This window comes from Streptomyces sp. NPDC039609, from assembly GCF_055596705.1.
This window is the reverse complement of sequence record NZ_JBVIUJ010000017.1, coordinates 98060-120549: the sequence shown is the minus strand read 5'-3', so window position 1 is coordinate 120549 and position 22490 is coordinate 98060. Positions and strand designations below refer to the sequence as shown.

Sequence of the window (22490 nt, the reverse complement as noted above, 5' to 3'; positions counted from 1 at the left end):
TGCGGTTGAGTACGGGTACTCAACCGCCGCCCACCTGCGAGCCCTACGATGAGCTCTCGCAATTCGGAAATGGGATCTTCGGGGGCTTGCTGGTGGCGCTGAACGCCAAATGGGACGAACTGTTCGGTTCGGGTGATTCCGATGGCCGGATGACGCTGGCGTCCGTGGCACCCGACCGCAGCGGAGGCAGCGGAGGCCCCGACGCGGACCTGAAGGCAGACGTGGGCCCCTGGACCAAGTCCGGCAGTGTCGCCGCGGAGCTTCGCGTCTCGACGTCGACCTCGCTGACCGATCTGACGACGGCGAACGACGGGGTGGCCGGCGCCACCGCGGGCTTCGCCTCCAGCGGCACGCTCACCTCGATCGCGGAGACCTGGAAGACGCGTCTCACCGCCGTACGCGACGAGTGCGGCCGGCTCGAACCGGCCCTCAAGAGCGCCGGCCGCGACTTCGGCGAGCGCGAGGTCGACACCGAACGCAGGATCAAGGCCGCCTCCCCGCCCCCCGCGCAGAAGAAGGAGGGCTGATCCGCATGCCCACGTGGCAGCAACTGCGGGACGTCAAGCTCTCCGAGTACACCGACGCGGCCGACGGCTGGGGCCGGATCTCCAGCCGGTCCAACGCCGACAAGGACCGCGTCGACAACGAGATGGTCGGCAAGATCCGGGACACCCAGAAGGGCGACACGGCGAAGGCCGCCGTCGGCGACCTGGACCAGCTGTCCCGCAACTACCAGTACCTGCACACCGAGTGCGGCCTGATACGTACCGCCCTGAACGGGCTGGCGTCCGAGCTCGCGACCCCGCAGAGGAAGCTCAAGCAGGCCCTGGAGGACGCCGAGAACCTCAAGTTCACGGTGAATCCGGATGGTTCGGTCACCTATCCCGAGGGCGGCGAGAACCTGATCGACAAGAAGCCGCTGCCCGGTGGCAGCGCGCAGGGCTCGCAGTTCGGCTTCCTCTCCCCGACCGGCCCACCGCTCCAGCAGTATCCGAACTCACCGCTGCTCAGTCCCCCCGGCCAGTTCCCCGGCTTCGGCGGTGGCAACCCCAACCAGGCCAAGGCACAGGCCGTCGCGAACTCGATCGCCGCGGCCGTCCGGGAGGCCAACGAGATAGACGGCCGTTACTCGGACGCCCTGGCCCAGTTGAAGGCCGAGCCCGGCCTGAAGGTCGACAACAAGACCCTCGCGGACGCCGCCGCCGACACCAAGCGGCTCCAGGACGCGGCCGGCAAGTACGCCGACGACAGCGACATCCCCAAGGGCAAGAGCACCGAGGAGAACGCCAAGTGGTGGAACGGACTCACCCAGGAACAGCGTGACGAGTACGCGACGCTGTACCCGGCCTCCGTCGGCGCCCTCGACGGCATCCCCTCCACCGTCCGCGACGACGCGAACCGGATGGTGTTCGCGGAGTCCCGAGCCAAGTACGAGATGGAACTGGCGGCGCTCCCGGCCGAGCCGAGGAAGATGGTGCCGTACGGCCCCCGCGGCGCCATGGTGGTCAACAAGGACTGGCAGGAGTGGCACGACCGCAAGGAGCAGCTTCAGGGCCGGCTCGACGGTATGAAGGCCATCGAATCCCGCCTCAACCGTCCCGCGAGCAGTGACCTTCCCGAGGCGTACCTGCTGAGGTTCGACGGCGAGAAGGACGACGGCCGGGTCGTCCTCGCCAACGGCAACCCGGACACGGCCGACCATACGGCGGTGTATGTGCCCGGTACGAAGACGAAGCTGTCCGACATCGAGGGCGACGTGGGGCGCGCGGACGCGATGTGGACGGCGACCCATCAGCTCGTACCGAACCAGAAGGTCTCCACCATCACCTGGTTCGACTACAACGCTCCGGACACCATCATCACCGAGGCGACGCGCAACAAGTACGCGGACGAAGGGGCGCCGACCCTTCGTCAGTTCATGAACGGACTGGAGACCGCCCAGGGCGGCCCCGACCGTTCGCACACCACCGTCATGGGACACAGCTACGGTTCCACGGTCATCGGTGTGGCCACGCAACAGGGCCAGGGCGCCGGACCCATCGCGGACGACATCATCGCGGTCGGCAGCCCCGGTATGCAGGTGAAGAACGCCTGGGACCTGGGCGTGGATGCCGACCGCGTGTGGGCGATGGGCGGCGGAGGCGACGATGTCGGGGTTCGCTGGGGCGGCAGGTTCGTTGGTCACGGCGAGGGCTGGACCATCCCCACGGACAAGGGCTTCGGCGGCAACATCATGGCGAGCGACGCGAAGGACCACGGCGACTTCTGGGCGCCGGGCCGCAACAGCCTCAACAACCAGGCGGCGGTCATCGCCGGCCAACACGACAAGGTGACCCTTGATTAAGCGACTCGCACCGGCCGTGCCCGTCCTGCTGGCGTGCGCCCTCCTGACAGGATGTTCAACCGTGGAGAAGAAGACGGCAGAGATCCGTGACGCCGCCCAGGTGAAGCAGGGGGTGCAGCAGACCTCCAGCCACGTCCTCGACATGACCGGCCTGAAGGGGAAGGTCACCAAGCCGGGGCCGCTGCCGCTCCCCTGCGACGGCTACGAGCCAGAGGGCCGGGTCGTCCAGATGCGGCACTACTGGAGTGTCTACGACCTTCCCTTCGAGGAGCTGGAAAAGGGCTACGCCGGACTGCGCACGGCCTTCGCCGAGAACGACTGGAAGATCGTCTCGGACGGCCCGGACACCAGTAAGGCGCAGACGCCCACGATGGTCGCGGACTCGCCAGATGGTGACCACTCGGCCGAGGTCCGGCTGATGGACAACCGGAAGGCCAAGGACCCGACGTCGGTGCTGGCCGTCACCGTGGTCTCCCGCTGCTTCCAGGAGGCCCCGACCTCCTCCGCCACCCCCTGACTTCCGAGTACGCGCACCCGGCCCCTCTGAGGTGCCGTCCCCATCCGGACGGCACCTCACCGGCCATAACGTCAGGGCCATGACGAACCGCATGCCGTGCGTCTACGACCCCGCCGGCGCCGAGAGTGAAGCGGCCGTCGAGGAACTGGACCCGCCCGCGCTGCGGTGACGCCTGAAGAACCAGGCAGCCGTCATCAGCGGACATCACGACGAGGTGATCCTTGACTAGGCCACGATTCTCCTGGGCCCTGCCCGCCCTGCTGGCATGCACACTTCTGACAGGATGCTGGGACATGAAGAAAGCCCCGGCAGGGGTGCGCGACGGCGCACAGATGCAAACGGACACTGAGAAGGCTTCCAGTCGCGTCCTTGAGCCGATCGGCCTGAAGGGCCAGGTCACCAAGGGCCGGGCGACCCCCATGCCCTGCTCGGGGTACGACTCCAAGGGCACGGTGCAGCAGAACCACCACCCCTGGAGCGTCCACGGTGTCCCGTTCGCGGACCTGGAGAAGGCGTACGCGGGGTTGCGCACGGCGCTCCCCGAGAACGGCTGGAAGGTCGTCTCCGACGGCCCGGACAAGAGCAAGGCGAAGACCCCCACCCTGGTCGCGGACTCCCCGGACGGCGAGTTCTCCGCGGAGGTCAGGCTGCTGAACAGGGAGGGGCAGGCGGGTTCGACCTCGCTGATCAACGTGACCGTCGTGTCCCGTTGCTACGAGGTTGCCCCCTGAGGCCCCGTGTCTGAGTACCCGGCCCCGCCGGCCTGAGCCCCCGTACGGATACGGGCCGCACGGCCCGGCCGTAGCGTCCGTGTCGTGAACGATCAACTGCGCAAGGGCCTGCGCATCGGCCTGTACCTCGTCCTCGGCGTCGTCGCCCTGCCCGTGCTGCTGATCCTCGGGCTGATCATCTGGTTCACCGTCGACAGCGCGACCGGGGAGGACTTCCCGACCGTGCGGCCGGCCGACAGGGCGCGACAGGTGACGGACCGGTCGCAGGAGATGTACGACGCGGCGGGGATCGACCGGCCGCTGCCGGCCGTGCGAAGCGGGGAGTACACGGCTGCCGACAACCGCATCACGGGCGACCCCTGTTACCCGAGCGGCATCGAGGGCATCTCGGACACCCCCGAGCCGGGGTCGTACCGGCTCCACCACAAGTGGCGGCTCGACGCGGTCGACAAGGCGGCGGGCACGGCCGCGCTCGGCAAGCTGCACGCGCACCTCGAGGCGACCGGGTGGACGATCATCGATTACGGTCCCTCCGGCGACGACTGGGAGCTGCGGGCCCGCAAGGGCGACATCGACGACCGGGTCTCCTTCACCTGGCGGTCGCACTGGCGGACGCTGGACGGATTCATCGGCAGTCCGTGCGCCTACGACCCGGCCGGCGCCGAGGGCGAGGCAGCGGTCGAGGACCTGGAGCCACCCGCCCTCCACTAGCGCGGGCTCAGAGGTACCGGGCGTACTCGTCCAGCACCCCCAGCACCTCCGTCTCGTCCCCCGGCGGCAGCTGGAGCACCACCTCCTCGCAGCCCAGCTCCTCGTAGTGCGCCAGCTTCCCCGGGTTCGGCAGGACCGCGTACGGGACGACCTGGAGGGTCTTCGGGTCGCGGCCGGCCCTCTCCCAGGCCTCGCGGAGCACCGGCATGGACTGCGTCAGGCCGCGCCCGCCGATCGGCATCCAGCCGTCCGCGTACTCGGCGATCTGCGCGAAGAGCCTGGGGCCCGCCGCGCCGCCGAGGAGGGTGCGCGGGGCACCGCCCGCCGGCTTGGGGTACGCGTGGGACGCCCGTACCGACACCCCGAACTCGCCCTCGTACGCCGTCGGTTCATCCGCCCACAGCGCCCGCATGAGCGCCATCCGCTCCCGGCCGAGCTCGCGCCGCGTCGCCCACTCCACGCCGTGGTCGGCGGCCTCCTCCTTGTTCCAGCCGAAGCCGACGCCGAGGGTGAAGCGCCCGCCGGAGAGATGGTCGAGGGTGGCGATCTGCTTGGCCAGGGCGATCGGGTCGTGCTCGGTGATCAGCGTGATGCCGGTGCCGAGTTCGAGCCGTTCGGTGACGGCGGAGGCCTGGCCGAGGGCGACGAAGGGGTCGAGGGTGCGGCCGTACTCCCGGGGCAGTTCGGTGCCCGCCGCGGGGTAGGGGGTGGCCCGCTCGATCGGGATGTGGGTGTGTTCGGGCAGGTAGAGCCCGGCGAAGCCCCGCTGTTCGAGCTCGCGCGCGAGGCGGACGGGGGTGATGGTCTCGTCGGTCAGGAAGATCGTGGTCGAGATCCGCATAGCGGCACGGTAGGGGCTGCGGCCGCGATTTCCGAGAGGTGCGACCCGGACTGCCCTGAAGGCGCATCACCCGGGACCGTTGGACGACGAGACCAACTCATACGAACAAACGCCCGATCAGGTCGCGAAATCCAGTCCTGGAAGTGGACGCGGCCTACACCTCCCAGCGCTGTCCGCGCTGTGGCCACACCGAGCGGTCCAACCGGGCCACCCGGGATCGATTCTGTTGTCGTCGGTGCGGGCTCGCTGGCCCCGCCGACGTCGTCGCCGGGGTCAACGTGCGTGATCGTGCACGCTCGGCGTGGGTATTCGTCACCATGCCCGTCCCGCAGCCGACACAGCCGGTGGCGGGAGATGCGACCCGTAACCGTCCCGCCGTAGGGGACAGTCGGGAGCGCGACGAGGCGTGAACACCGCACCCGGTGTTCACGGCCACGAAAGGTGACGGCTTCATACGAGGACGAGGGTGCCGGACATGAGCGAACCGACCAGACGAACGCTCCTGACGACGAGCGTCGCCTCCGCCTTTACCTTGGGAAGCGTGAGCTTCGCGCACGCGGCCGACAGCCCCGGCGGTACCCCCGGCGGCGACCGTACGCAGACGGTCAGCGGCACGCTGCCGCCGGGCTCGCCCGACTTCGTGTACCTCCCGGTCGAGATCCCACGGGGGGTGCGCGAGATCCATGTCTCGTACACCTACGAGCGGCCGGCCGTTCCCGCCGGGACGCAGGGCAACGCCCTGGACATCGGCATCTTCGACCAGCGCGGCACCGAGCTCGGCGGCAAGGGCTTCCGGGGCTGGTCGGGCGGGGCGCGCAAGGAGTTCTTCCTGCGCACCGAGGAGGCGACCCCGGGCTATGTCGCCGGTCCGCTGAAGGCCGGTACGTGGTTCGTCGTACTCGCCCCTTACACCGTGGCGCCGCAGGGGCTCACGTACTCGGTGACGATCACTCTGCGCTTCGGCGCCTCGCTGCCGACCCCCAGGCCCGTGTACCCGCCGGAGCGGGCCGAGGGCCGGGGCAGGGCCTGGTACCGCGGCGACGGCCATCTGCACACCGTGTACTCGGACGGGCGCCGCACGCCGGCCGAGGTCGCCGCGCTCGCGCGCGCCGCCGGGCTCGACTTCCTGACCACCACCGAGCACAACACCCATGCGGCGCACGGGGCGTGGGCCGAGCTCGCGGGGGACGACCTGCTGATCCTCCTGGGCGAGGAGATCACCACCCGCAACGGCCACGTGCTGGCCCTGGGCACGGACCCGGGCACGTTCGTGGACTGGCGCTACCGGGCGCGGGAGAACCGCTTCGGGCACTTCGCGCGGGAGATCCGCCGGGCGGGCGGGCTCGTCGTCCCGGCGCATCCGCACGCCACCTGCATCGGCTGCAACTGGAAGTTCGGCTTCGGCGAGGCGGACGCGGTCGAGGTGTGGAACGGCCCCTACACCCCGGACGACGAGGTGTCGCTCGCGGGCTGGGACGCGGCGCTCGCCAAGGGCCGCTGGACCCCGGCGATGGGCAACAGCGACGCCCACCGCGACCCGGACCGTGTCGGCACCCCGCAGACCGTGGTCCTGGCCGACGACCTGAGCCGGAGGGCGATCCTGGCGGGCCTGCGCGCGGGCCGCTCGTACGTCGCCGAGTCCTCGTCCGTCTCCGTGGACTTCGCGGTGACGGACGGCCGGGGCCGCTCGGCGGGGATCGGCGAACGGCTGCGGGTGCCGGCGGACGAGCCCGTGACCGTCCGGCTGACGGTGGGCGGGGCGCCGGAGGGCGGCACGGTCCGCTTCGTCACCGACCAGGGAGTGCTGCACACGGCACAGGCGGCCGCGGGTCCGGTGGAGTGGGTGACGACGGCCGCGTACGCCTCGTACGTGCGGGCCGAGGTCCGCCACCCGGCGACGCTGCCGCCGCTGCCGGGCGCGCTCGTGGCGTTCACCAACCCGGTGTTCCTGGAGACCGGCGGAGTCAGCCCTGGTACTCGGTGAGGTCGATGGCGTACACGCGCAGCGGGACGCCGAAGGCCGGGTGCTCGATCTCGCGCTCCGGGGTCATGCCGAGCTTGTGGATGACCTTCTCCGAGGCCGAGTTGGAGATGTGGGTGATGGCGACGACCCGGTCGAGGCCGCGGTCCTGGAGTGCGAACTCCAGGGCCGCGTGAGCGGCCTCGGAGGCGTACCCCTGCCCCCAGAAGGGCCGTCCGAGCCGCCAGCCGATCTCCACCTCATGAGCCAGCTCGGGCAGGAATTCGGGGACGGAGAGCCCGGCGAAGCCGATCAGCTCACCGGAGCCGAGGAGTTCGACGGCGAAGAGCCCGAAGCCCTCGTCGTCCCACTCCTCCTCCCAGCGCTCGATGTCCTCGGCGGTCTCCTCCAGGTCACGGACCGATCCGTCGCCGATCCAGCGCATCACCTCGGGGTCGGCGCTGATCTCGGCCATGGGGACGAGGTCGTCGTCGGTCCAGCGGCGAAGGAGGAGGCGGGGGGTACGGATCTCGGTCATACCTCCATGGTCTCGCACCCCACCCGCCGCGGCCGTCCCGGCCCGGCCCTTGACCTCAAGCTTGGTTGATGTACGAGTCTCGTCGCATGGACACGGACGCCGCTGACATCACCCGTCTCTTCGACCGCTACCTCCGCTCCCTCGACGACCGAGGCGCCTTCGACACGGCCTGGGCCGCCTCCTTCTTCACCGAGGACGCGACCACCTCGACCCCCGCCGGGGACGTACGGGGGCGCGAGGCCGTCGCCGCCAACGTGCGGATGGCCATGGGGCTCTTCGACCGGACCGTGCACTTCGGTTCGAACTACCTCGTCGATGTCGACGGCGACCGCGCCACTCTCCTCGGGAACCAGCTCTCCACCCATGTGCTCGCCGACGGCGGCGGGTTGTTCCTGTCCGGCGGGCGGACGGAGAACGAGCTCGTGCGCACCCCCGACGGCTGGCGCCTGACCCGGGCCGATCTGCGCATCGCCTGGACGCAGGGAAATCCACCTGTGCTGCCGTAGTCCGGCTGCTTGGATGACCGGCATGCTGAACCGACTCGAGACGTACTACGACGCCGTCCCCCGATCCGCCGCCCGCGCCGAGGAGTTCGGGCCGCTCACCCTCTTCGTACGGGAGGGGGCGGGGTGGCCGTACTACGCGCGGCCCGCGCTCGGGTACGGCGGGGAGGTGGGCGTCGCCGAGGTGGAGCGGGTGCGGGCGCGGCAACGGGAGTTGGGGGTGCCCGAGGCGTTCGAGTGGGTGGCGGAGACGACGCCGGGGCTGCGGGCGGCCGTCGAGAAGAGCGGGCTGGTCGTGCACGAGCATCCGCTGATGGTTCTCGAAGGCGGGGGCGCGACGCCCGCACCGCCCGAGGGCGTCACCGTACGGATGGTCGGCCCGGACGATCCCGCCCTGCCGAGCGCGGCCGCCGCCCCGTACGCCGCCTTCGGCGTCGCGCCCTCGCCGGACGCCGCCGCCCAGCTCGCCGACCGGATCACGGCGGGCCTGACCCACCTGGCCGCCGCACTGGACGCGGACGGCACCGCGGTCTCGGCCGGCCGGCACCAGCCCGTCGGCCCGGTCTCCGAGATCGTCGGCGTCGGCACCCTCCCGACCGCCCGCCGCCGCGGTCTCGGCCTCGCGGTCACCGCGGCCCTGATCGCGGACGCCCGCGCCCGCGGCGTGGAGACGGTCTTCCTGACGGCCACGGACGCGACCGTGGCCCGCCTCTACGCCCGCCTCGGCTTCCGTGCGATCGCCACCGCCCTGATCGCGGAACCGGCCTCCTGAGAAAAACTTCCGCGGACGTGTCACATCCGCGCCACGCGCTCCGTCAGTGCAGTGAAGCCGACAGGAACGGCCCCACAGGAACACGGACCGCTGAGGAGCGATCACCATGTCGTACGAGATCACCCCCCGCATGACGAACCCCGCCTACGTTCTCGCCGACGCCGCGCCGGCCATCCAGAACCTCGTCAAGGCCACCCGCCAGGGAGGTGTCCCGGAGTCGACGCTGGAGCTCGTGCACCTGCGGGCCAGCCAGATCAACGGCTGCGGATTCTGCGTCGACTACGGCGTCAAGAGCGCCAGGAAGGCGGGGATGAGCGACGAGAAGCTGTTCGCCGTCGCCGCCTGGCGCGAGGCGCCGTACTTCTCCGACGAGGAGCGGGCCGCGCTCGCGCTGGCCGAGCACGCGACGCGGCTCGCCGACACCTCGGACGCCGTGCCGGACGCGGTGTGGGACGCGGCCGCCGACCACTACGACGAGAAGCAGCTCGCCGCGATCGTGCTGATGGTCGCCGTCACCAACATGTTCAATCGCATCAACGTCACGGTGAAGCAGCCGGCCGGCGTCGGCCTCTGACCGGCGACTGCCGCACCCTCACCACGTCGACCGGGTCCCCGGACTCGACCGAGAACCCCTCGCGTTCGTAGCCCGCCGGCGCTACGTGGTCGCGGCGGCGGCCGGGACCGCGCCCTCCGTCGCGAGCACCGTCGCCGGAAGGCCCACGTACGCCGTGATGCCGGAGCCGTCCGTCGGGCGCAGCTCGACCTGTGCGCCCAGCCGGGCGGCCAACCGGCCGACGACGTAGTGGCCCAGCTGTCGGGTGGGCGCGACCAGGAAGCTCTCGTCACCCGCCAGACGGGCGTTGGCCCGTGCCAGGGCCTCCGTGCCCATGCCGACGCCCCGGTCCACGACGGCCAGGCAGTACTCGTCGAGGTCCCGCCAGCCGTACACCTCGACCGGCAGTTGCACCGCCGAGTAGACCAGCGCGTTCTCGATCAGCTCGGCCAGCAGGTGCGACAGGTCGGCGACGGCGTCGCCACGGATGCGGCAGGGTTCGACGTCGGCCGTCGTCACCCGCCGGTACTGCTCGACCTCCCCTACCGCCGACTGCACCACCTCCCGGACGGTGACCGTGCCCGGCCAGGCCCGCTGCGGCTCCTGCTCGCCGGCGAGGACCAGCAGCGATTCGGCGTTGCGGCGCATCCGGGTGGCGAGGTGGTCGAGCTCGAAGAGCTCTCCGAGCGCCTCCGGGTCGATCTCCTGGCTCTCCAGGGCGGTGATGAGTCCGAGCTGGCGGCGCAGCAGGCTCTGGTTGCGGCGGCCGAGGTTGGCCAGCGACTCGGAGGTGTTGCGGCGCAGGGCGGCCTGCTGCGCGGCGAGGCCGACGGCTGTGCGCTCCACGTTCCGCAGGGCGGCCGCGAGCTGGGTGATCTCCTGGGCGCTGCCGGGCACGGGTGCGTCGGGGCGGTACGGAAGCGGGGTGGCCGCCGTCTCCGAGCCCGCGTCCGCCTCCTGGATGCGCTGCACCGCCTCCTGCAGCCGTACGCCCGCCACCTCGTCCGCCTCCTCGGCGAGCGCGCCGAGCGGTCGGGTGATGGAACGCGCCGAGAGAACGGCGAGGGCGGCGGCGACCGCCACGATCAGGAAACCGAGGGCGAGGAATCCGGCGAGCTGTCGGGTGGCCGCCGCGCTGAGCGCCCCGGCCCGCGCCCGGGCGTCGGCGCCGACGGCACGCTGCACGCCGTACAGGTCGTCCACGAGGACGGTCATCGACCGCCACCACAGGTCGGGGTCGACGGCGAGGCGGGAGCCGTCGCCCGCCGCCGCTGCCCGTTTCTCCAGGTCTGTGGCGCGGCGGGCGTCGGCGGTGGCGAGGGCCTTGTCGAGGGCGGCGCGCTGGTCGGAGGTGGCGGACTTGCCGAACTGGTCGAGGGCGGCGACCCGGGAGGCTCGCACCTCGGCGAAGGCGAGGTATTCGTCGGTCCGGAAACGTCCGGCGGCGAAGACCCCGTTGAGGGATCCGCGCTCCAGGGCCACGGACTCGGTGGCGTCGCCGAGCGCCCGCAGCGCATCCATGGCGTCGCCGAGCGCCCGGTCGCCGCCGGCGGCGTCCGCGGTGTGGCTGCGGGTGAGGGTGGCGATGGCGTCTGTGTAGAACGCGAAGGTCTCGCTGCGCGAGCCGCCGTCGTCGTCGTCGTCGACCGAGGAGCGTATGGCGCCGAGCCGGCCGAGCGGGTCCGTGCCGGTCAGGTCGTCGAGTGTGGTGCGGGCCGCGTCGGAGCGGGCACGCTGGACATCGAGGTCGTCGCGGTACTGGCGAGCGCCGCCGAGGAGCCCGTTGCTGAGCCCGCGCTCGCGCTGGAGCTCGTGGACGAGGGCCTGGACGGCGAGGACGCGGTCGACCCGGTCGTGGGTCTCCTGTGCGGCGGCCCAGTCTCCGGCGCGGTCGGCGACGGCGAGGCCGGTGAGGACGAGGAGCAGGCAGGTGGGTACGGCCAGGACGACGGTGACCCGCCCGCGGATGGTGCGCCAGCCGGGGGTCAGCCGTGCGAGGTGCCGTAAGGCGTTTGCTGTGGGAGTCACGCCGTACGACGGTATGCGCGGGCCTTCGGGGCGCGATTTCGCCGCCGTAAGGGGGCGGTTGCGCTCCGCTCACGATCGAGGCTTCGAACGGGATGCGGGCCGGGTCATCCGCTCGTAACCCGCTGTGCGGCCAGCGCGTTGGGGCGGGCATGAAGAAGATCCTCACCGCAGCCCTGACCGGACTCGCCCTGGCCGGGAGCATCGGCGCCGCCGGTTCGGCCGTCGCCGACACCGCCGACCTCGGCAACGCCCGCCTTCCCTCCGTCGTCCCGCTGAGCGGCCTCCTGAACCCCCAGGAGAAGCCGGCTGGAGTACCGGCCGCCGACGCGGCCGTCGAGGGGCTCCTGCCCGGACGCTGAGGCGGCCGGGCAAGCGCCGAGGTGGCGGGGCCGTCTTCCGGTCCCGCCACCTCGGCGTTCATGACTCAGGGGTTGTGCCCGTGGTTTCAGTCGGCCACGACCAGCGACGGCGTCTCCTTGGTGAGCACCTCGCCGCGGAAGAACGCGGGGCTCCTGCGCTGCATCACCAGCATGATCACCACGCCGACCAGCAGCAGTCCGACACCGATCACGAAGACCGAGCCGACGCCGAGGACCGAGGAGCCGCTGCCGTAGGCCGGGTCCCACATGTCGTACAGCGTCTTGCCGAAGACCGCGGTCAGCAGGATGCCGCCGAGGATCGGGCACAGGCCCTTGTAGACGAAGTCCCGGCCGGAGCGGAACAGCTCCTTGCGGAAGTACCAGGCGCAGGCGAACGCGGTCAGCGAGTAGTAGAAGCAGATCATCAGGCCGAGGGCGTAGATCGTGTCGACCAGGACGTTCTCGCTGACCAGGGTCATCACCGTGTAGAAGACTCCGGTGGCGACGCCCGCGATGATCGTGGCCTTGCCCGGAACCTTGAAGCGCGGGTGGACCTTGGCGAAGGACGCGGGGAGCGCCTCGTACGCCGACATCGCCAGCACGGTGCGGGCCACCGGGATGAACGTCGTCTGCAGGCTGGCCGCCGCCGAGGCGAGGACGGCGACGAAGAGCAGGATGCCGAGGGCGGGGCCCATGACCGGGCCGGCGAGGGCGGCGAAGACGTTGTCGGAGGTCTCCGGGTTGGCGAGGCCGAGGCCGCTGTCGCCGGAGCCGACGGCCATCTGCGCGGCGACGCCGGTGGCGAGGTAGGAGCCGACCAGGACGACCATCGCGATGAGCGCGGCGCGGCCGGGGGTCTTGGTGCTGCCCGTGGTCTCCTCGTTGGTCGCCATGCAGGCGTCCCAGCCCCAGTACATGAAGATCGAGAGGGACAGGCCGGCCGTGAAGGCGGCGAAGGACTGGACGGCGAACGGGTTCATCCACTCCCAGGAGAAGGAGAGCCCGGTGTCGAAGGCGCCGCTGCCGGCCTTCTGGAAGGCCATCGCGACGAAGAGCGCGAGGACGACGAGCTGGAGGCCGACGAGGGCGTACTGCACGCCCTTGGTGGCGGTCATGCCGCGGTAGCTGATCGCGGTGGCGACGGCGATGAGTACGAGGCAGGTGAGGATGTGGACGGCCTTGTTGTCGTCCAGGGCGGCGATGGACTCGCTGCCGGTGATCTCTCCGGCGAGCAGCCAGAAGTAGGAGGTCGCGACGCCGGCCAGGTTGGAGAGCACGATGATCGTCGCGATGACGAGGCCCCAGCCGCACATCCAGCCGATCTTGGGGCCGAAGGCCTTCACGGTCCAGGTGAAGGAGGTGCCGCAGTCGGGCATGACCCGGTTCAGCTCGCGGTACGCGAAGGCGACGAGCAGCATCGGGAGGAAGCCGGCGAGGAAGATCGCGGGCATCTGGAGTCCGACCTCACCGGCCGTGGAGCCGAGCGTGGAGGTCAGACAGTAGACGGGGGCGACGGTCGAGATGCCGATGACGGCACTGCCCATCAGCCCGACGGAGTTCCCGCCGAGTCCCTTGGTCCGTACCCCTTGGGTGTCGCCCGAGGGGGTGACGCCCCTTACCGTGTCTCCGGCCTGGGGCCGTGCATCCACCTGAGTCATGAACAGGACGTTAAATGCTGCGGTTTCCACATCCGGAGGAGCTGACTCCAGGACGCGGGGCGATCTTCGCCTTGCATTAAGAGGGCGACGAGACCCTCTCGGCATTGATTGAAAGATCGACCGCACATCCACACCGACCGATTGGTAGGCGTCTCAGAAACTGTCCGATATGCGGGAACCGCAGCACTGTCCCGAATGTCCGGTTCCAAATTTTCCCGAAGTATTTTCGGAGCCGTGTGGGCAGAGGGGTCAGCCGGGCCAGACGACCGCCTGCGTCTCGCTGTACGCGTGCAGCGCGTAGGACCCCACGTCCCGTCCCACACCGCTCTTCTTGAACCCGCCGAACGGCGCCTCCATGTTCCGCCCGATGGTGTTCACCCCGACGCCGCCCGCCCGCAGCCGGGCCGCGATACGGAATGCGCGGGCCACGTCCCCCGACCACACGTAGTCGATCAGCCCGTAGTCGCTGTCGTTCGCCAGCGCGACGCCCTCCTCCTCGTCGTCGAAGGGGACGACCACGACGACCGGCCCGAAGATCTCCTCCCGGACCACGCGCATGTCGTTCGTGCACTCCGCGAGCAGGGTCGGGGCCACATAGAAGCCCTTGGCGAGGTCCGGCCGCTCTCCGCCCACGACGACCCGGGCCCCTTCCTTCCGCCCCAGGGCGATGTACGACTCCACCCGGTCGCGGTGGGCCGCCGAGATCACCGGCCCGACCACCGTGCCCGGCACCGTCGGATCCCCCACCTTCATGAAGGCCAGATAGCCGGTGAGCTTCTCGATCAGCTGCTCGTAGATCCCGCGCTGGGCGAGGACCCGGGTCGGGGCCGTACAGATCTGTCCGCTGTAGAAGGAGAAGGTGGTGCCGATCCCCGTCACGGCGGAGTCAAGGTCGGCGTCGTCGAAGACCAGCGCCGCGCCCTTGCCGCCCAGCTCCATCAGCTGCCGCTTCAGCTCCCGCCCGCAGACCTCGCCGATCCGCTGCCCGACGGCCGTGGAGCCGGTGAAGGAGACCATGTCGACGTCCGGGGAGTCGACGGCCGCCTCGCCGACGGCGGTGCTCGTGCCGGTGACGACGTTGACGACACCCGCCGGGACCCCCGCCTCCTCCAGCGCCCGGGTCATCGCGTAGACGGAGAGCGGGTCCTGCGGGGCGGGCTTCACCACCACCGTGTTGCCCATGGCGAGCGCCGGGGCGATCTTGCCGGCCGGGTTGGCCCAGGGGTTGTTGTACGAGGTGATGCAGGTGACCACGCCCACCGGGCGTCGTACCGCCACCGCGCCGAAGACCCCGGCCCTGCCCATCGGCCCGGCCTCGTTGATCTGCGGGGGCAGCGCCTGCTCCACCGGTTCCAGGGCGCCGCGCGCGTACCTGCGGAAGCGGGAGGAGCCGACGGCGACCTGCATTCCGCGTGCGGTGCCGGTCGTCGCCCCCGTCTCGGCCTGGGCGAGGACCGTGTTCGTCTCGGCGTCGCGGGCCATCAGGTCCGCGGCCCGGTCGAGGATCGCGGCCCGCTCCTCCGGTTTCGTACGGGACCAGGAGTCGAAGGCCGCACGGGCGGCGGCTGCCGCCTCGTACACCTGGGCGCGGGAGGCCTCGGGCGCGAGCCCGACGATCTCCTCGGTGGCCGGGTCGACCACCTCGTAGTGCCCGCCGTCGGGCTCGACCCACTCGCCGCCGATGAACAGTCGCTGAGTCACCTGGTGGACACCGTCCTCGTGTCGCGGCCGGAGCGCAGCACCTTGCCCGGTATCGCGCCGGTCACCTCGTCGTCGCGGATGGTCTCCACGCCGTTGACGCGGACCGAGACGACGCCGATCGCCCGCGAGTCGAGCCGCGGGCTGTCCCCGGGCAGGTCGTGCACCAGGGTCGCCGGGCCCGCGTCGATCCGTTCGGGGTCGAGGAGGACCAGATCGGCGTGGAAGCCCTCCGCGATCCTTCCCCGCTCGCGCAGTCCGAACAGCCGGGCCGGATCGTCGGTGAGCATCTTCACCGCCTGTTCGAGAGGGACCAGCTTCCGGCCGCGCAGACAGTCGCCGAGGAAGCGAGTGGTGTACGGGGCGCCGCACATCCGGTCGAGGTGCGCGCCGGCGTCGGAGCCGCCCAGCATCACGTCCTCGTGGTCCCAGGTCTCCCGGCGGAGCGCCCAGGAGGCGGGGTCGTTGTCGGTGGGCATGGGCCACAGCACCGTCCGCAGCTCGTCGTTGGCGCAGATCTCGACGAGGCACTGGAAGGCGTCCTGGCCGCGTTCGGCGGCGATGTCGCGGACGACCCGTCCGGTGAGCCCGCGGTTCTCGTCGGAGTACGTGTCCCCGATGACGTACCGGCCGAAGTTCGCCAGTCGGCGGAAGACTCCGGCCTCCTTGGAGTCGGCGCGGCGCAGCATCTCGGCCCGTACGTCCGGGTCGCGCAGCTTCGCGATCCGCTCGGGGACGGGAAGGGCCAGGATCTCGCCCCAGCCCGGGATGAGGTTGAGGGCGCAGAAGGTGCCGAGCGACATGTTCATCGGGGTGAGGATCGGCATGGTGAGGGCGACGATCCGGCCGCCGGACTTGCGGGCGCGTTCGGAGGCGGCGAGCTGGCGCGGGACGCGCTCGGGGACGCCGGCGTCGATGGTGAGGACGTTCCAGTTCAGGGGCCTTCCGGCGGCCGCCGTCATGTCGACGAAGAGGTCGATCTCGTCGTCGGAGAACTGGTCGAGACAGCCGGCGAGGATCGCCTCGAGCTGGGTGCCCTCGTGTTCGCCGACGGCCTTGGAGAGGGCGATCAGCTCGGCGGGCGTGGCGTGCCGGGAGGCGACGGGGGCGCCGTCGCCGTCGGAGTGGGTGGAGGACTGGGTGGTGGACAGGCCCCAGGCGCCGGCGTCCATGGCCTCCTTGAGCAGCCCGACCATCGTGTCCAGTTGCCCGGGCGTGGGCTGTCCGCCGACGGCCTCGGTGCCCATCACGTACCGGCGCAGGGCGCAGTGTCCGACCATGAAGCCGGCGTTGACGGCGATGCGCCCTTCGAGGGCGTCGAGGTACTCGCCGAAGGAGGACCAGCTCCAGTCGACGCCCTCCTCCAGGGCCTTGAGGGCCATGCCCTCCACCTTGGACATCATCCGGCGGGTGTAGTCGGCGTCCTCCGGCCGCTCCGGGTGGAGGGGCGCGAGCGTGAAGCCGCAGTTGCCGCCGGCGACGGTGGTGACGCCGTGGTTCATGGAGGGGGTGGCGAACGGGTCCCAGAAGAGCTGGGCGTCGTAGTGGGTGTGGGGGTCGACGAAGCCGGGGGTGAGGACGAGGCCGGTGGCGTCCTCGGTGGTGCGGGCGTCTTCCTGGACGCCGCCGGGTTCCGCGATGACGGCGATGCGGCCGTCGCGTATGCCGACGTCGGCGACGTAGCCGGGGGCGCCGGTCCCGTCGACGACGGTGGCGCCCTTGATCAGGTGGTCGAGCATGGGGTCCCTTCCTTCGTACGGGAGCTCAGTGCGGGGCCCGGGGCACAGGGCCGAGGAGCGCTGCGCGGCCTCGTGGGTTGTGCCCACCCGTTCCGCCCAGCGGAACAGTCGCCCACAACGGAGTGCGGGCCCCGGTCGGAGACGGGGCAGCCGGCCGCGGCTACGACGTCCCCGACCGGGGCCGGTACGGGGTGGTGGTCCGGGAAGACACCGCCCCGGTACGGGGCCCTACTCCCCGGCCTGCTGCCGGAAGCGGGTCGTGCGGTGGACCGGGTCCGTGTCGATCTTCGGGATCACGTGCTCACCGATCAGCTTGATCGTGTTCATCGTGTCCTCGTACGAGATCCCGATCGGCAGACCGAACGACAGCTGGTCCGCGCCCGCCTGGTCCCAGCGCTTGCACTGGCGCAGGACCTCCTCCGGGTCGCCGCAGATCATCAGCTCCTCGGCGATGAGGAGTTCGATGATCTCGGCGCTGTACTCCGGCAGCAGCTCCGGCCACTCCGGGATGCCCTCGGGCCGCGGGAAGGTGTCGTGGTAGCGGAAGAGCAGCGACTGCAGGTAGTTGAGTCCGCCGCTCACCGCGATCTCGACGGCCTTGTCGTGCGTCTCGGCGCAGATCGCGGTCGAGGTGACCATCACGTTGTCGTTGACGAAGTCGCCGACGGCCTTGGCCTCCTTGATCGCCGTCTTGTACGACTCGACGACCCACTCCATGTCGGAGACCTTCTGCACGCTGAATCCGAGGACGCCCAGCCCCTTCTTGCCCGCCATGGCGTACGAGGAGGGCGAGCCGGCCGCGTACCACATGGCCGGGTGGGACTTCCCGTACGGCTTGGGCAGGACCTTGCGCGGCGGCAGGGACCAGTGCTTGCCCTGGAAGCCGACGTACTCGTCCTGGAGCCACATCTTGGGGAACTCGGCGATCGTCTCTTCCCAGATCTCCTTGGTGTGGTTCATGTCGGTGATGCCCGGCATGAACCCGAGGATCTCGTGGGATCCCGCCCCGCGCCCCGAGCCGAACTCGAAGCGGCCCTGGGAGAGATGGTCGAGCATGGCGACCTTCTCGGCGACCTTGACCGGGTGGTTCACCGGGGCGAGGGGGTTGAAGATGCCGGAGCCGAGGTGGATCCGGTCGGTGGCGTGGGCGAGGTAGCCCAGGTAGACGTCGTTCGCCGAGAGGTGCGAGTACTCCTCCAGGAAGTGATGCTCGGACGCCCAGGCGTACTTGAACCCGGACCTGTCCGCCTGGATGACGTACTCGGTCTCCTCCATCAGCGCCTTGTGCTCGGCCTCGGGATCGGTCTCGGCCCGCTTGCCGACGTATCCCTGTACGAAGATCCCGAATTCCAAGGGGGTTCACCGTCCTCATTGTTTCTGACGTACCGTCAGATTCTCTGTGCCCGACTTTCGCACCGCGTGGCGGGTGCGTCAATACCTGATGGACCGTCAGAACTGGTCAGAAGAGGCTCACGCCGGCCAACCAGCCACCGTCGATGACGAAGGGCTGGCCGGTGATGTACGCGGAGTCCTCCGAGGTCAGGAAGAGCGCGAGCGCCGCGACCTCCTCCGGCCGCCCGATCCGTCCCAGCGGCACCAGCTTCTGGTAGAGCTCGGCCGTCGCCGCCGGATCCACACCCTCCGGGTTGCTCATGGGGGTGTCGATCGCGCCGGGGCAGACCGCGTTGACCCGGATCCTCTTGGCCGCCAGTTCCAGCGCCGCCACGCGGGTGAGCCCGAGCACGGCGTGCTTGGTGGCGGCGTACGCGCCGACGCCCGCCATGCCCGTCACGCCCGTGTACGAGGCGGTGTTGACGATCGTCCCGCCGCCGGCCGCCTCGATCTCGGGCGCGACGGTACGGATCCCCAGGAAGCAGCCCACCTGGTTGACCTGCACGATCGCCTGGAACTCGTCCAGCGGAGTCGCCACCAGTTCGTTGAAGCGGAGGATGCCGGCGTTGTTCACGAGTCCGTCGATGCGGCCGAAGCGCTCCTTGGCGACGGCGACCGCGCCCACCCAGTCCCCCTCCCTCGTCACATCGAGGTGGACGTACGCGGCCCGCTCCTCCCCCAGCTCCTTGGCGAGCGCCTCGCCCTGGTCGTCGAGCACGTCGGCGAGCACGACCCGCGCACCCTCGGCGGCGAAGAGCCGCGCCTCCTGCTCGCCCTGCCCGCGCGCCGCACCCGTCACAATGACGACGCGCCCGTCCAGCTTGCCCATGTCCGTTCACTCCTCAGCTCAGGTGGGGGGCGACCTCGGCGGCGAACGCCGCCATCTGATCGGTGAGTTCGGTACGGCTCCGGGAGCGGAACCGGACCTGGATCTGATGCACGCCCATCGCGCCGTACGCGCGCAGCGACTCGGCGAGGGCCTCCGGCTTCCCGGTCAGCGTCCGCCGGCCGACCTCCCAGCCGGCCTCGCCGACGTACAGGGGCTCGACGATCGCCCCGACGGTGATCGGGTCCTCGATCCCGGCCTCGACCCGCAGGCGCCCGAGCCGGGCGATCTGGGCGGGGAGCTTCTCCCGCGGATCGCCCTGCGGCAGCCAGCCGTCGCCCCGGAGCGCGGCCCTGCGCACGGCCGCGGGCGAGGACCCGCCGACCCAGACCGGCACCCGCTCCTGGGCCGGCCGGGGCATCTGGCCGAGGTCCTTGAAGGAGAACCGCTCGCCCGCGTGCTCCGGGTACTCCTCCGGCCCGAGCGCCGCCTTGAGCGCGTCGATGGTCTCGTCGAGAACCCCGCCGCGGCCCTCGAAATCGGCCCCCACGGCCTCGAACTCCTCCTGGACGTGCCCCGCCCCGACCCCGAGGACCAGCCGGCCGCCGGAGAGGTGGTCGAGGGTCGCGTACGCCTTGGCGCTCACCAGCGGGTGGCGCAGGCCGACGACGGCGACATGGGACAGCAACCGGACGCGCTCGGTGGCGGCGGCGAGGAAGGAGAGGGTGGCGACCGGGTCGTACCAGACGGTGCTCATCGGCCCGGCGAGACGGCGCGGGATGGCGACGTGGTCGCAGCTCGCGATGTAGTCGAAGCCGGACCGGTCGGCGGTGCGGGCGATCTCGACGAGATCGGCGGGGCCGGCGGCGGCCTCCCAGGGCTCGGCGTAGATCGTGCTCTGCGACTGGACCGGGAGCTGCATCCCGTAGACCACCATGGCGACCTCCAGATCTGACGATTCGTCACATCGACTGGCGGCTCTCATGCTTGCGTCTGACGATCCATCAGACAAGGGGTGTGCGGTGACCAGGTACCGGATCCGTCCCCGCCGTGTCTCAGGGGCGTAACCGGCTGAGTGCCCCCTGTAGCCAGCCCCGTACTCCCCCGCGAAGGCACCACACACCACACGGGGGGAACCATGAACACCCAGCGCTTCGGAACGATCACCGCCGTCACCGCGGCCGCCGCCCTGCTGCTCACCGCGTGCGGAGGCACGGACGACAAGGGCGCCGCGGACACGGTCGCCGGCCAGGGGACCGCCACCGGAGCGGAGCGGTCGGCCGCCTCGGAGTTCGACTTCCTCAGCGGCACGGCGAAGCAGAACAAGGCGCAGCCGAAGACCGGCGACTGGGCGAACGCTCCCGGCAAGCCGCAGAAGTGGGTCCAGCTGAGCGCCGCCCGGGCGGGCGCGCTCGACCCGGTCGTCGTCAACGGTGCGGGCTTCACGCTCTACCGCTTCGACAACGACACCGCGAACCCGTCGAAGTCCACCTGCGACGACGCCTGCGCCACCACCTGGCCGCCGGTCGTCGTCGCCCCGGGTGGACGGATCTTCATCGACGGCGTGAAGAAGTCCGACGTGGGCGTGGTCAAGCGCGACGACGGCAACCTCCAGGTCACCATCGGCGGCTGGCCGGTCTACCGCTTCAGCAAGGACCTGCGCCCCGGCGACACCAACGGACAGGGCGTCGGCGGCACCTGGTTCGGGGTGACCCCGAACGGCAGGAAGGCCGGCGGCACCACCGCGCCCTCCGGGGGGAACAGCAGCATCACTCTCTCCGACGAGAAGAACTTCGGCGACCCGTCCGAGGGCCTGGCCGGCTCCGGCTGCCAGAACGTGGGCCGGAACAACCAGGCGTCCTCGCTCCAGGCGAGCGGCACGGTGAAGATCTGGACGGAGAAGGACTGCAAGGGCACGTCGAAGTCGGTGAGCGGCAACATCGCCGACCTCGCGTCGATCGGCTTCGACGACACGATCTCGTCGGTCCGCCTCGGCTGATCCGCACGCGGCGAGCGGCCGCACCCCACGACCGGATGCGGCCGCTCGCCGTGCGTCACGGCACCCAGAGCCCGTCCGCCGTGAGACCGAGCAGCTCGATCGCGTTGCCGCGCACGATCCGCTCCACCACGTCCGGCGCCAGGTGGCCCATCTGCGCCTCGCCGACCTCCCGGGACTTGGGCCAGGTGGAGTCGGAGTGCGGGTAGTCGGTCTCGTACAGGACGTTGCCGACGCCGATCGCGTCGAGGTTCTTCAGCCCGAAGGCGTCGTCGAAGAAGCAGCCGTAGACATGCTCCGCGAAGAGCTCCGACGGCGGCCGCAGCACCTTCTCGGCGACTCCGCCCCAGCCGCGGTTCTCCTCCCAGACCACGTCGGCGCGTTCCAGGATGTACGGGATCCAGCCGATCTGGCCCTCCGCGTACATGATCTTCACGTTGGGGAAGCGTTCGAACTTCCCGCTCATCAGCCAGTCCACCATCGAGAAGCAGCAGTTGGCGAAGGTGATGGTGGAGCCGACGGCGGGCGGGGCGTCGGCGGAGGTGGAGGGCATCCGGCTGGAGGAGCCGATGTGCATGGCGACGACGGTGCCGGTCTCGTCGCAGGCCCGCAGGAACGGGTCCCAGTAGTCGGTGTGGACCGACGGGAGTCCGAGGTGGGGCGGGATCTCGGAGAAGGCGACGGCGCGCACCCCGCGGGCGGCGTTGCGCCGCACCTCCTCCGCGGCGAGCTCGGCGTCCCACAGGGGTATGAGGGTGAGCGGGATCAGCCGGCCCCCGGCCTCCGGACCGCACCACTCCTCCACCATCCAGTCGTTGTACGCGCGGATGCCGAGGAGGCCGAGCTCACGGTCGCCCGCCTCGGTGAAGGTCTGCCCGCAGAAGCGCGGGAAGGTGGGGAAGCAGAGCGCGGACTGGACGTGGTTGACGTCCATGTCGGCCAGCCGGTCGGGCACGCTGTAGGAGCCGGGGCGCATCTGCTCGTAGGTGATGACCTCGAGCCTGATCTCGTCCCTGTCGTAGCCGACGGCGGTGTCGAGGCGGGTGAGCGGCCGGTGCAGATCCTCGTACACCCACCAGTCGCCGATGGGCCCGTCGTCGCCCTTGGCGCCCATGACGGGCGCGAACTTGCCGCCGAGGAAGGTCATTTCCTTCAGGGGCGCCCGGACGATCCGGGGTCCGATGTCGCGGTACCTGGACGGGAGCCGGTCCCGCCAGACGTGAGGCGGCTCCACGGTGTGGTCGTCCACCGAGATGATCTTCGGGAAGGTCTCCATGCGTTTCACGGTAGCGCTGATCTGACGGTCCGTCAGCTCATTGGTCGG

General features: G+C 70.7%; 22 protein-coding genes. 12 read left to right on the top strand and 10 right to left on the bottom strand.

Going from position 1 to position 22490, the window contains the following annotated elements; all coding sequences use genetic code 11:
• Positions 1-86: 86 nt before the first annotated feature.
• The 5 genes from ACZ561_RS36120 to ACZ561_RS36100 all read left to right on the top strand — a co-directional run bounded on the left by ACZ561_RS36120 (position 87) and on the right by ACZ561_RS36100 (position 4303).
• Complete coding sequence (locus tag ACZ561_RS36120; protein WP_471003666.1) at positions 87-527, top strand: hypothetical protein; 441 nt, start codon at positions 87-89, stop codon at positions 525-527.
• 5 nt (positions 528-532) lie between these two features.
• Positions 533-2344: an alpha/beta hydrolase gene (locus ACZ561_RS36115; protein ID WP_471003663.1), complete on the top strand. Its 1812-nt coding sequence runs from the start codon at positions 533-535 to the stop codon at positions 2342-2344.
• 61 nt (positions 2345-2405) lie between these two features.
• On the top strand, positions 2406-2861 hold the full coding sequence (locus ACZ561_RS36110; RefSeq protein WP_471003660.1) for a hypothetical protein: 456 nt from the start codon (positions 2406-2408) through the stop codon (positions 2859-2861).
• Between the two features lie 332 nt (positions 2862-3193).
• Positions 3194-3592 (top strand): hypothetical protein, encoded by a 399-nt coding sequence (locus ACZ561_RS36105; RefSeq protein ID WP_471003657.1) that lies wholly within the window; start codon positions 3194-3196, stop codon positions 3590-3592.
• Positions 3593-3676: 84 nt separating this feature from the next.
• On the top strand, positions 3677-4303 hold the full coding sequence (locus tag ACZ561_RS36100) for a hypothetical protein (RefSeq protein WP_471003654.1): 627 nt from the start codon (positions 3677-3679) through the stop codon (positions 4301-4303).
• Positions 4304-4310: 7 nt separating this feature from the next.
• Here ACZ561_RS36100 and ACZ561_RS36095 read toward each other — a convergent pair whose 3' ends face one another.
• Positions 4311-5144, bottom strand: coding sequence for an LLM class F420-dependent oxidoreductase (locus ACZ561_RS36095; protein ID WP_471003651.1), 834 nt, complete (start codon positions 5142-5144; stop codon positions 4311-4313).
• 143 nt (positions 5145-5287) lie between these two features.
• Here ACZ561_RS36095 and ACZ561_RS36090 point away from each other — a divergent pair, with 143 nt between their 5' ends.
• Together ACZ561_RS36090 and ACZ561_RS36085 are read left to right on the top strand one after the other, a co-directional pair.
• Entirely contained in the window at positions 5288-5554 is a 267-nt protein-coding gene (locus ACZ561_RS36090) for a zinc ribbon domain-containing protein (protein WP_471003649.1), read from the top strand.
• A 65-nt stretch (positions 5555-5619) separates the two neighbouring features.
• Positions 5620-7128, top strand: a complete 1509-nt coding sequence (locus tag ACZ561_RS36085) for a CehA/McbA family metallohydrolase (protein WP_471003646.1) — start codon at positions 5620-5622, stop codon at positions 7126-7128.
• Here ACZ561_RS36085 and ACZ561_RS36080 read toward each other — a convergent pair.
• Positions 7109-7642, bottom strand: a complete 534-nt coding sequence (locus ACZ561_RS36080) for a GNAT family N-acetyltransferase (protein WP_471003643.1) — start codon at positions 7640-7642, stop codon at positions 7109-7111. The genes ACZ561_RS36085 and ACZ561_RS36080 overlap by 20 nt on opposite strands.
• An 86-nt stretch (positions 7643-7728) precedes the next feature.
• Between ACZ561_RS36080 and ACZ561_RS36075 the strand changes: the two genes are divergently transcribed.
• The 3 genes from ACZ561_RS36075 to ACZ561_RS36065 all read left to right on the top strand — a co-directional run bounded on the left by ACZ561_RS36075 (position 7729) and on the right by ACZ561_RS36065 (position 9491).
• Complete coding sequence (locus tag ACZ561_RS36075; RefSeq protein ID WP_471003640.1) at positions 7729-8148, top strand: nuclear transport factor 2 family protein; 420 nt, start codon at positions 7729-7731, stop codon at positions 8146-8148.
• A gap of 13 nt (positions 8149-8161) precedes the next feature.
• A complete protein-coding gene (locus tag ACZ561_RS36070) occupies positions 8162-8917 on the top strand; it encodes a GNAT family N-acetyltransferase (protein ID WP_471003637.1) in 756 nt (251 codons plus the stop codon).
• A gap of 106 nt (positions 8918-9023) precedes the next feature.
• Complete coding sequence (locus tag ACZ561_RS36065; RefSeq protein ID WP_471003634.1) at positions 9024-9491, top strand: carboxymuconolactone decarboxylase family protein; 468 nt, start codon at positions 9024-9026, stop codon at positions 9489-9491.
• Positions 9492-9572: 81 nt separating this feature from the next.
• Here ACZ561_RS36065 and ACZ561_RS36060 read toward each other — a convergent pair whose 3' ends face one another.
• A complete protein-coding gene (locus tag ACZ561_RS36060; RefSeq protein WP_471003631.1) occupies positions 9573-11498 on the bottom strand; it encodes a sensor histidine kinase in 1926 nt (641 codons plus the stop codon).
• Positions 11499-11647: 149 nt separating this feature from the next.
• On the opposite strand from ACZ561_RS36060, the gene ACZ561_RS36055 reads away from it, so the two are divergent.
• Positions 11648-11857, top strand: coding sequence for a hypothetical protein (locus ACZ561_RS36055; RefSeq protein WP_471003628.1), 210 nt, complete (start codon positions 11648-11650; stop codon positions 11855-11857).
• 86 nt (positions 11858-11943) lie between these two features.
• On the opposite strand, the gene ACZ561_RS36050 is transcribed toward ACZ561_RS36055, so the two are convergent.
• The 6 genes from ACZ561_RS36050 to ACZ561_RS36025 form a co-directional block, all read right to left on the bottom strand.
• Complete coding sequence (locus ACZ561_RS36050) at positions 11944-13515, bottom strand: APC family permease (protein WP_471003625.1); 1572 nt, start codon at positions 13513-13515, stop codon at positions 11944-11946.
• 249 nt (positions 13516-13764) lie between these two features.
• Positions 13765-15216 carry an aldehyde dehydrogenase family protein gene (locus tag ACZ561_RS36045; RefSeq protein ID WP_471003622.1) on the bottom strand — a complete coding sequence of 484 codons (1452 nt, stop codon included), beginning with the start codon at positions 15214-15216 and terminating at the stop codon, positions 13765-13767.
• Positions 15213-16952, bottom strand: coding sequence for an N-acyl-D-amino-acid deacylase family protein (locus tag ACZ561_RS36040; RefSeq protein ID WP_471003619.1), 1740 nt, complete (start codon positions 16950-16952; stop codon positions 15213-15215). The genes ACZ561_RS36045 and ACZ561_RS36040 overlap by 4 nt, the downstream gene beginning before the upstream one ends.
• Positions 16953-17180: 228 nt before the next feature.
• Positions 17181-18305, bottom strand: a complete 1125-nt coding sequence (locus ACZ561_RS36035) for an LLM class flavin-dependent oxidoreductase (protein WP_376446289.1) — start codon at positions 18303-18305, stop codon at positions 17181-17183.
• 106 nt (positions 18306-18411) lie between these two features.
• Entirely contained in the window at positions 18412-19173 is a 762-nt protein-coding gene (locus tag ACZ561_RS36030) for an SDR family NAD(P)-dependent oxidoreductase (RefSeq protein ID WP_471003616.1), read from the bottom strand.
• Positions 19174-19186: 13 nt separating this feature from the next.
• The gene (locus tag ACZ561_RS36025; RefSeq protein WP_471003613.1) at positions 19187-20107 is read right to left on the bottom strand and encodes a TIGR03619 family F420-dependent LLM class oxidoreductase; all 921 of its coding nucleotides are present in this window, start codon (positions 20105-20107) and stop codon (positions 19187-19189) included.
• A 201-nt stretch (positions 20108-20308) separates the two neighbouring features.
• Between ACZ561_RS36025 and ACZ561_RS36020 the strand changes: the two genes are divergently transcribed.
• Complete coding sequence (locus ACZ561_RS36020) at positions 20309-21169, top strand: hypothetical protein (RefSeq protein ID WP_471003610.1); 861 nt, start codon at positions 20309-20311, stop codon at positions 21167-21169.
• A 55-nt stretch (positions 21170-21224) separates the two neighbouring features.
• Here the strand turns inward: ACZ561_RS36020 and ACZ561_RS36015 are convergent, their stop codons facing one another.
• Positions 21225-22442, bottom strand: coding sequence for an amidohydrolase family protein (locus tag ACZ561_RS36015; protein WP_471003608.1), 1218 nt, complete (start codon positions 22440-22442; stop codon positions 21225-21227).
• Positions 22443-22490: the final 48 nt, after the last annotated feature.